This is a genomic window from Pseudomonadota bacterium (assembly GCA_010028905.1).
Classification (GTDB): Bacteria; Vulcanimicrobiota; Xenobia; order RGZZ01; family RGZZ01; genus RGZZ01.
Genome location: RGZZ01000641.1, coordinates 1 through 2,369, shown reverse-complemented (window position 1 = coordinate 2,369; position 2,369 = coordinate 1). Strand labels below are relative to the sequence as shown.

Genomic DNA, 2,369 nt, shown 5'->3' with positions numbered 1-2,369 from the left:
AGCAACGTCAAGGTGCTCCCCGCAGACGGGACGGTGACCATCTCCCAGATCACCGATGGCTCGGTGACGCTCGCGGGTGCAGTGATGGCGTTGTCGGCCGGTGACGTCATCGTCGCAAACCACGGCACCACGCAGTTCGCGCGCAAGGTCGTCAGTGTCTCGAGCGACGGTGCAACAACCACCGTGCAGACGGGGCACATACAGCTCTCCGACGTGTTCAGCAGCGCAGACCTCGAGCGCACCGTGACGGTCTTGCCCGCCGCCTTCGAGCACATGCCTCCCGCGCTGCCCGGCGTGAGCATAGGCAAGGCCTCCAAGTTGGCTGACGAGCTCGCCTATGTCATCCCCATCGAATTCGATAACTCCTACATCACCGGGCCCAACGGCGAACCGGGGGTTCTTCTGAACGGCTCCATCAACGTGCGGATCACGTTTGACGAAACTCTCAAGCTCAACTGGGACAACACGGTGAACGAGCTCAAGGTTGTCCCCACGATACAGGTGGACGGCTCGCTCACGGCCACGCTCCAGGCGGGCGCAAGCTTCAACTATGTGGAAAAGTTCACCCCCACGGTGCGGATCCCGCTGACGCCACTAGGGCCGCTCGCAGTCACCGCTGATCTCGAACTCGAGCTCGACATCGCGGCCAAGGCCGCTGGAAAGGTGACACAGCAGGTCAGTGGCAGCGCTACGGCCACGGTTGGCCCCTGGTACAAGAACGGCGCCTGGACGTTGGTGCACGCGTTTGACTACACATTCTCCATCCCCCCGCCCGTTGTTGATGCGGAGCTCAGCCTATGGATCTCGGCTGGGCGACCCAAGGTGGCACTCACCCTGCTGGGCGTCGCCAGTGCGTGGATCAGAGCGGACGGGGCCAAGGCCGGTGTTGAAGTCAGAGCGGTGATTGCGCCAGCGCCGGGGATTGCAGGGCAGGCGAAGCTCAAGTCCGGCGTCTCTGCGGGTATCGATCTGCTCTTTGGAAAAATCACTCAGAACCTGGGTAATTTTGTCTTTGGACCCTACGAAATCGGGCCTTCATTCTTCTACACCTACCCTGAGCTGTACGACATGTTCATACGCGCCACGACGACGGTGCCGGAAGTTCGCGTGGGCGAAGTGATTCAGCTCGACACCGAAGCACGTCTCAACGCAGGGGGCGCAAGCCAGCCCATGGCCGTCACCTGGACCCAGAAGAGCAGCAACGGCGGAAGCGTCGCCTTCGGCCCCCGTAACGAGATACAAGGGCTCACTCCGGGGTTCGTCACCCTCACCGCGACCGAGGGCAGCCAGAGCGCCACCTACCAGCTCACGGTGACGGCGCCACGCCTGAAGTCGCTGAACATCACGGGCAACCTGAGCCCCGCCGCGGGGGCTGAGCTCGACCTGCGGGCCATTGCACTGTACAGCGACGCATCGACCCAGGACGTCACCGATCTCTGCACGTGGACGAGTGCCGATTCGTCGGTGCTCACCGTGGATGACGGCGGTCGCGACTACGCGGTGTCACAAGGCTCGTCATCAGTCATGGCCACCTACGTCGATTTTTCCAACCCTGCGAACGCCGCCACGACGCAGGCCACGGTGACGGTGCAACCCCCTCACGTGATTGACTTCGAGATCGAGCGCGTCGACACGCCCGACGTGAGCGTGACCCGCGCGAGCCTGCAGGTGGGCGACACCGTACCGCTCTGCGCCGTTGGATTTGTGAGCGATGCCTCACGGCGCTGTCTCACCACCGAGCTGCAGTGGTCGTCGACGAACCCCGCTGCGGCATCGGTTGACGCAAACGGAACGGTTCACGGCCTCAGCAGCGGGCTCACCACCATCGTTGCCAATGACCCTTCCACCGGGCGCTCGCAGCAGGTCGATGTGGCTGTGGCTCACCCCACGGTCTCGTCGTTGGCCATCGCGCCCGTTGCCAGCACCCCCCTGGTGGGACAGACGCTGCAGCTGCAGTCGACGGCCACCTTCAGCGACGCGACGACAGGTGACGCTACCCAGACCGCGGGCGCCGCGTGGTTCTCTGGCGACCCGTCCGTGGCCACCGTCTCGGCAGGCGGTCTCGTCACCCCTGTGAACATCGGGGTGGTTACCATCTACGCCCAGTACCAGCGCCGCCAGGCAACGGTGACCCTCAGCGTGGTGGGACCGGAACGACTGTCGTTCACCCAGCAGCCTCCTGCGAGCGTTCATAGCGGCACATCCGGCACCATCGAAATCGCCATCATCGGCAGCGACGGCAACGTGTTCACCGGAGGATCGCCCACTGTGACCCTGGCGCTGCCTGACGGCACGAGCGGCACCACGCTCGGCGGCGCGCCCCTCACGGTGACAGCGTCGAACGGCCGCGCCGTGTTCTCCAACGTCAC

General features: G+C 64.4%; 1 protein-coding gene. It reads left to right on the top strand.

Going from position 1 to position 2,369, the window contains the following annotated elements; all coding sequences use genetic code 11:
• Window positions 1-2,369: hypothetical protein (locus tag EB084_23860; GenBank protein NDD31298.1), on the top strand; the 2,369-nt coding region annotated here is incomplete at both ends.